The sequence below is a fragment of the uncultured Thiodictyon sp. genome, from assembly GCF_903946935.1.
GTDB lineage: Bacteria > Pseudomonadota > Gammaproteobacteria > Chromatiales > Chromatiaceae > Thiodictyon.
Genome location: NZ_CAJAXH010000068.1, coordinates 1 through 7,061 on the forward strand (window position 1 = coordinate 1; position 7,061 = coordinate 7,061).

General features: G+C 65.4%; 5 protein-coding genes, 1 tRNA gene and 1 pseudogene. 6 read left to right on the plus strand and 1 reads right to left on the minus strand.

What is annotated here, in order from left to right; all coding sequences use genetic code 11:
* The first annotated feature begins 249 nt into the window (after positions 1-249).
* From recA to QZX93_RS05995, 6 genes are all read left to right on the plus strand, one after another.
* Complete coding sequence (recA, locus tag QZX93_RS05970; RefSeq protein ID WP_295392753.1) at positions 250-1,308, plus strand: recombinase RecA; 1,059 nt, start codon at positions 250-252, stop codon at positions 1,306-1,308.
* Positions 1,309-1,325: 17 nt separating this feature from the next.
* Positions 1,326-1,781, plus strand: coding sequence for a regulatory protein RecX (locus tag QZX93_RS05975; protein ID WP_295392754.1), 456 nt, complete (start codon positions 1,326-1,328; stop codon positions 1,779-1,781).
* Between the two features lie 33 nt (positions 1,782-1,814).
* Positions 1,815-4,418, plus strand: coding sequence for an alanine--tRNA ligase (gene alaS / locus QZX93_RS05980; RefSeq protein WP_295392755.1), 2,604 nt, complete (start codon positions 1,815-1,817; stop codon positions 4,416-4,418).
* Between the two features lie 61 nt (positions 4,419-4,479).
* Positions 4,480-5,706 (plus strand): aspartate kinase, encoded by a 1,227-nt coding sequence (locus QZX93_RS05985; RefSeq protein WP_295392756.1) that lies wholly within the window; start codon positions 4,480-4,482, stop codon positions 5,704-5,706.
* Between the two features lie 210 nt (positions 5,707-5,916).
* On the plus strand, positions 5,917-6,132 hold the full coding sequence (csrA, locus tag QZX93_RS05990; protein ID WP_295392757.1) for a carbon storage regulator CsrA: 216 nt from the start codon (positions 5,917-5,919) through the stop codon (positions 6,130-6,132).
* A gap of 174 nt (positions 6,133-6,306) precedes the next feature.
* Positions 6,307-6,397, plus strand: a tRNA-Ser gene (locus QZX93_RS05995).
* A 167-nt stretch (positions 6,398-6,564) separates the two neighbouring features.
* Here QZX93_RS05995 and QZX93_RS06000 read toward each other — a convergent pair.
* A pseudogene (locus QZX93_RS06000) lies at positions 6,565-7,061 on the minus strand (hypothetical protein); the annotation flags it as partial.

A 7,061-nucleotide genomic window follows, 5' to 3' on the forward strand; every position in this document is an offset into this window, starting at 1 on the left:
AATCCCGCGACACCGTCGCCGCCACCATCCAGCGCCTGGCACGCAACGTCCGCCTGGTGTTCGACTACCTGGGCATGACCGAAAATTCCCGCCGTCGGCGGGGACGGCCAGCCACGGCGGGCTAGAACGGATTTGCCGTGGGGTCGCCGCTCCTCCCGATGTGCGACGCCCCTTGGCTGTGCGATAATCGCCGACTTTACAGACTGGAACCGGCGCCTGCCTCGCGCGGCCGGCCCCCACGGAGACCCGATGGACGAAAATCGCAAAAAGGCCCTGGCCGCCGCCCTGACCCAGATCGAAAAGCAGTTCGGTAAGGGGTCGGTGATGCGCATGGGCGATGTGAGCGCCGCGCGCAATGTGGATGTGATCTCCACCGGTTCGTTGGGGCTTGACCTCGCACTCGGCATCGGCGGCCTGCCCAAGGGGCGGGTGGTCGAGATCTATGGCCCCGAGTCGTCCGGCAAGACCACGCTGACCCTGCACGTGATTGCCGAGGCCCAGAAGTTCGGCGGGGTTGCGGCCTTCGTCGACGCGGAGCACGCGCTCGACCCGGGCTACGCGCAGAAGCTCGGCGTCAACATGAACGACCTGCTGGTCTCCCAGCCCGACACCGGCGAGCAGGCGCTGGAGATCACCGACATGTTGGTGCGCTCCAACGCGGTGGACATCGTGGTGGTGGACTCGGTGGCGGCCCTGACGCCCAAGGCCGAGATCGAGGGCGAGATGGGCGACTCGCACATGGGGCTCCAGGCGCGCCTCATGTCGCAGGCCCTGCGCAAGCTTACCGGCAACATCAAGCGGTCCAACTGCCTGGTGATCTTCATCAATCAGATCCGCATGAAGATCGGCGTGATGTTCGGCTCGCCGGAGACCACCACCGGCGGCAACGCGCTGAAATTTTACGCCTCGGTGCGGCTCGACATCCGCCGCACCGGCAGCATCAAGAAGGGCGACGAGGTCATCGGCAGCGAGACCAAGGTGAAGGTGGTCAAGAACAAGGTCGCCCCGCCCTTCCGGCAGGCCGAGTTCGACATCCTCTACGGCGAGGGCATCTCGCGCGAGGGCGAGATCGTCGATCTCGGTGTCTCCGCCGGGATCATCGACAAGTCCGGGGCCTGGTACAGCTACGCGGGTAACCGGGTCGGCCAGGGCAAGGACAATGCGCGGGTCTATCTCAAGGAGAACCCGGAGATTGCGAAGGCGATCGAGGCGCGCATCCGTGAGCAACTGCTCCCCAAGCCGGCGGACGACGCGCCCATCCCCGATGTCCTTGACCCCGCCGAACCGGCCGCGGACCTCGAGCCCTGAGCGCCGCCGCCCGCCAGATGGCAGACGCCGACCCGGCCGCGGCGATCGAGCGCCTGGCGCTCAAGCTGCTCGCCGCCCGCGAGCACTCGCGGCTGGAGTTGGCGCGCAAGATCCAAGCGCGTGGCTATGACGCCGAGGCGGTCGAGCCGATCCTGTCCGGGCTGATGGAACAAGGCCTCATCGATGAGGCGCGGCTGGCGGAGACCTATGTCGCCGAGCGGGCGGGCAAGGGCTTCGGTCCCTTGCGCATCCGTGCCGAATTGCGTGATAAGGGCTTGTCGGATGAGGCCATCGACCCCCATCTTGAGCGGATGCAGGACGCCTGGCCCCAACTGCTCGCCCAAACCCATGACCGGCGCTTCGGCCCGGTCCCGCCGACCGATCAGGCCGACTACGGCCGCCGTGGCCGTTTTCTGGAAGGCCGCGGCTTTCCGTCCGAACTGATCCGTCGCCACCTTCGTTGGAACGACTGACCGCCGCCCGTGGCGGTGCATCCGAGTAACCCCATGACCACCAGTGCCGAGCTTCGCGCCAGCTTTCTCGATTATTTCGCCCAACGGGACCACCAGCGGGTTGCCTCCAGCCCACTGATCCCGGCCAATGACGCAACGCTCTTGTTCACCAACGCGGGCATGGTCCAGTTCAAGGACCTGTTTCTTGGCCGTGAGCGTCGCCCTTATCAGCGCGCGGTGACTTCGCAGCGGTGTGTACGCGCCGGCGGCAAGCACAACGACCTGGAGAATGTGGGTTATACCGCGCGGCATCACACCTTTTTTGAGATGCTGGGTAACTTCAGTTTCGGCGACTATTTCAAGCGCGAGGCCATCGGCTTTGCCTGGGACTATCTGACCCGGGTGCTGCGCCTGCCGCCCGAGCGTCTGTGGGTGACTGTATTCACCGAGGACGACGAGGCGGCCGATATCTGGCTCAAGGAGATCAAGGCCGACCCCAAACGCTTCTCGCGTTGCGGTGCCGCGGACAACTTCTGGTCGATGGGTGAGACCGGCCCCTGTGGACCGTGTTCCGAGATCTTCTACGACCACGGTCCCACGATCCCCGGCGGCCCGCCCGGCTCCCCGGACGCCGACGGCGACCGCTATGTGGAGATCTGGAACCTGGTCTTCATGCAGTTCAACCGCGCCGCCGACGGCACCCTGACCCCGCTGCCGCGCCCCTCGGTGGATACCGGCATGGGCTTGGAGCGACTGGCCGCGGTCATCCAAGGCGTACACAGCAACTACGACATCGATCTCTTCGTCAACCTGATCGACGCGGCCGCTGCGGTGACCGGGTGTACCGACCGTGCCGATAAGTCGTTGCGGGTGATCGCCGACCACAGCCGCTCCACCGCCTTCCTGATCGCCGACGGGGTCACCCCCGGCAACGAGGGCCGCGGCTATGTGTTGCGCCGCATCATGCGTCGCGCCATCCGTCACGGCTATCGGCTGGGGTGCAACGAACCCTTCTTTTACCGCCTGGTCGCCCCGCTGGTGGCCGAGATGGGCCAAGCCTATCCGGAGCTGGTCGCCGCGCAGGGTCAGATCGAGCGAGTGGTCCGCCTGGAGGAGGAGCGTTTTGCGGAGACCCTGGCCAACGGGATGGGCATCCTCGAGGGCGCCATCGCCGGGCTCACCGATGGCTGCATCCCCGGTGAGACGGTCTTCAAGCTTTACGATACCTACGGCTTCCCCGTGGACCTGACGGCCGACATCGCCCGCGAGCGTGGTCTGAGCGTCGACCTGGCGGGTTTCGAGCGTGCCATGGACGAACAGAAGGGGCGCGCCCGAGCCGCCAGTCAGTTCGGCGTCGGCCAGGATGTGGCCATCGACTTCCAGGGTCAGGCCGAGTTCTGCGGTTACGATCACCTGAGCGAGCGCGCCACCGTGGTGGCGATTTACCACGGCGGTGAGTCCTGCGACGCCCTGGATGCGGGCCAGGACGGGCTGGTGATCCTCGATCTCACGCCCTTTTACGCCGAGTCCGGCGGCCAGTTGGGCGACCGCGGCACCCTGACCGGGGAGGTGGGCGAGTTCGCGGTGACCGATACCCAGAAAAAGGGTGAGGGGGTCATCTGCCATCTGGGACGGGTCACGCAGGGTCAACTCTGCGTTGGCGACAGCGTGGCGGCGGCGGTCGATGTCGAGCGGCGCTCGGCCACCGCGCTCAACCACTCGGCCACCCATCTGTTGCACGCCGCGCTGCGCCAAGTCCTGGGCGAGCATGTGCAGCAGAAGGGCTCACAGGTCGGCCCCGAGCGTCTACGCTTTGATTTTTCACACTTCGAGCCGGTAACGCGTACACAGTTGATTGAGGTCGAGCGACTGGTGAATCGCGAGATTCGCCACAATCACATGGTCGAGACCCGCATCATGAGCCTGGAGGACGCCAAGGCCACCGGTGCCATGGCCCTGTTCGGCGAGAAATACGGCGATCAGGTGCGCCTCCTGCGGATGGGGGACTTCTCCACCGAGCTGTGCGGCGGCACCCATGTGAAGGCGGTCGGCGACATCGGGTTCTGCAAGATCGTCGCCGAGGGTGGCATCGCCTCCGGGGTGCGCCGGATCGAGGCCGTGACCGGGGCCAATGCGCTCGACTGGGTGCAGGCCGACGAGGAGCGCGTGTTGCGCCTGGCCGCGTTGCTCAAGGGCGCCCGTGAAGACCTGGACGAGCGCGTCGCGAGCCTCCTGGAGCGCAGTCGTACACTGGAGAAGGAGCTCGATCAGATCAAGTCACGCCTGGCCAGCACCAAAGGCAAGGACCTGGCGTCTCAGGCAGTGGACGTGGGCGGGGTCAAGGTCCTGGCCGCACGGATCGACGGGGTCGATCCCAAGGCGCTGCGCGACACCCTCGACCAGCTCAAGGACAGCCTGGGCTCCGCGGTGGTGCTCCTGGCCGCCGTGGCGGACGGCAAGGTGAGTCTGGTGGCCGGTGTCACCAAGGACCTGACCGCGCGGCTGCCGGCCGGCGACCTGATCCGCGAGGCGGCCGCTTTAGTCGGCGGTAAGGGCGGTGGCCGACCCGACATGGCCCAGGCGGGTGGCAATGAGCCGGACCGGCTGCCGGCCGCCCTGGCGTTTGTCGAGGGGTGGGTCAGGCAGGGGCTGGCTTGACCCCAGGGCGTTGCCCTGGGCTGGTATGTCACGCCCCTTCGGGGCTTAGTTAGAGATTTCGATGGCATTGATCGTACAGAAATACGGCGGCACCTCAGTCGCCAACACCGAGCGCATCCGCGCGGTGGCGGAGCGTGTCAAGCGCGGCCGCGACCAAGGTCACCAGGTGGTGGTTGTGGTCTCCGCCATGTCCGGGGAGACCGACCGGCTGATCGGGCTCGCCAAACAGATCCAGGAGCGCCCCGTTCCGCGGGAGTTGGACGTGCTGCTCTCCACCGGCGAGCAGGTGACCATCGCGCTGCTGGCCATGGCCCTGGATGCGATCGGCTGCCCGGCCCGCTCCTATACCGGTGGCCAGGTACACATCCTGACCGATAGCGCCCACAACAAGGCGCGGATCCACGACATCGACGCCGCCCGCGTACGCGCCGATCTGGACGCCGGTCGGGTGGTCGTCATCGCCGGTTTCCAGGGGGTCGACGCGCAGGGCAACATCACCACCTTGGGGCGCGGCGGTTCGGACACCTCCGCGGTGGCGGTCGCCGCCGCGCTTAAGGCCGACGAGTGCCAGATCTACACCGACGTGGACGGGGTCTATACCACCGACCCGCGGGTGGAGCCCAAGGCGCGCAAGCTCGATCGCATCACCTTCGAGGAGATGCTGGAGATGGCCAGCCTGGGCTCCAAGGTGTTGCAGATCCGCTCGGTGGAATTCGCTGGCAAATACAAGGTCCCATTACGCGTGCTCTCCAGCTTTGGCGAGGGTGCGGGCACACTGATTACATTCGAGGAAGACACCGTGGAAGACGCCCAGATCGCTGGCATCGCGTTCAGCCGCGACGAGGCCAAACTGACCGTGCTGGGGGTGCCGGACCAACCCGGCGTCGCCCACAAGATCCTCGGGCCGATCGCCGCGGCCAATATCGAAGTCGATATGATCGTCCAGAACATCGCCCCGGACGAGGCAAGCACCGACTTCACCTTCACCGTCCACCGCAACGACTATGAGCGCGCCCTGGAAATCCTCCAGTCGACCGCTACGGGGCTCGCGGCGCGGCAGGTGCTGGGCGATGCGCATATCGTCAAGATCTCCCTAGTTGGCGTGGGTATGCGCAACCATGCCGGGATCGCCAGCCAGATGTTTGCCGCGCTGGCCCGCGAGGGGATCAACATCCGGATGATCTCCACCTCGGAGATCAAGATCTCGGTGGTGGTCGATGAAAAATACCTGGAGCTTGGGGTGCGCGCGCTGCACGACGCCTTCGGGCTCGATCGTGCGCCGGCCTGAGGCGACGCGTTGGCCCCGATCTGACAGTTCGTCAGAAAAATGCAATAAATGCTTGGGTCTTACCCCAAGCATTGCTAAAATCCCGGTTGGGGGTAGATTGCCCCCAGCTTGGTCTGGGTGTGGTTTCGCTCACATGACCTGGCGCTGGACTGCGCTGCGGTGATGCCGGGTGGGCCACGTAGTCGGAAGATGGAAAGGGAGAAAACAGCAATGTTGATCTTGACTCGCCGAGTAGGTGAGACCCTTATGATCGGTGACGAGGTCACCGTTACTGTACTTGGGGTCAAAGGTAACCAAGTCCGCATCGGCGTCAACGCCCCCCGGGACGTGGCCGTGCATCGTGAGGAGATCTACGAGCGCATTAAGCGCGAGCAGGCGGAGGCCCATGGGGCCGAAGCCGGCGGCCAGGACGTCGAGCCTGAGTAACTGGCCAGCAGGGCGCGTCTGCGCTACAATGCCGGACTCGTGACGTTCACGAGTCCGGCTTGTCAGTCGGTCGACAGCACAGATTGGACCAGTTCAGTCTGTGGGGCAGGATTGAGGGATGCGCGATTGCGTTATCCCGGCTCCGTATTCGCCCACCACACGATTTTGTTTCCCGGAGAGATGGCCGAGTGGCTGAAGGCGCTCCCCTGCTAAGGGAGTATGGGTTAATAGCCCATCGAGGGTTCGAATCCCTCTCTCTCCGCCAAGTAACTTTTCAGGCTCCGACAGTTAAGCGGTTTTTTGAAAAAATCGCTTTCTACCCGCGAATCGACACACGAGACCGCAGGCGCTAGGGCCTCATCAGGGACTCTTCCAGTTGTGCCAACCGGCGGCGATCCTGGGAGGTTCACCGGCAGGCACGGCAAATCCGTTCTAGCCCGCCGTGGCTGGCCGTCCCCGCCGACGGCGGGAATTTTCGGTCATGCCCAGGTAGTCAAACACCAGGCGGACGTTGCGTGCCAGGCGCTGGATGGTGGCGGCGACGGTGTCGCGGGATTTCGCCTTGATGGCGCCGATGGCGAAGCGGCGTAAGGCGGTGATGTTCGCGGGACCGTGGCCGGTGCGGATGGTGCATCGGTCCTCGTCCCAGTTCCAGTCGAGGATGTAGTGGCAGCTGTTCTCGATGGTCCAGTGGCGGCGGTTGAAGGCCAAAATGGCGGCGGCTTCGGCGCTGTCCGGGGTATGGTCGGTGAGACCGTAGACGGTTTCGGTCGAGCGCTTGCCGGTGGTTTTCTCGATGACCTCGCGCGCGTCGAGGATGGGACGTGATAACTGGGCTTGGGCGTGGATGTGCAAGGGGCGGACAAAGACGCGCTTGATCGCCATGGGCGCGCCGCTGTAGCCCGCCCGGGTGCGGCGAAAGCCACGGG